Annotated in this window: 1 protein-coding gene; it reads right to left on the minus strand. The window is 68.0% G+C overall.

Translation table 11 applies throughout. The features are described from left to right. On the minus strand, positions 1-294 hold a 294-nt coding region (locus EXE42_RS17655), incomplete at both ends, for an NAD(P)-binding protein (RefSeq protein WP_137707120.1).

The raw sequence follows: 294 nt of genomic DNA on the forward strand, positions 1-294 counted from the left end.
GTCGATGGCGACCGCGGTCGCGGTCGTGGCGTCGATGCCGGTGACGCCGATGCTGTCGAAGGCGTCGACGTTGTCCGGGTCGTTCACGCGCGAGTAGACGGACTCGACGTCGAACTTGGTGATCGCGAGCTGACAGGCGAGGAGGTTGATGTCGTCGTCGGCCGTCGTCGTGATGAACCGCTTGGCGTCCTCGATGTGCGCCTCGCGCAGCGTCTCCGTGTCGCTGCCGTCGCCCTCGTAGACGGTGAACCCGGCCGAGCGCGCGCTCGACGACGTCGGGGTCCGTCTCGACGA

The sequence above is a fragment of the Halorubrum sp. SP3 genome, from assembly GCF_005435195.1.
Taxonomy (GTDB): Archaea; Halobacteriota; Halobacteria; order Halobacteriales; family Haloferacaceae; genus Halorubrum; species Halorubrum sodomense.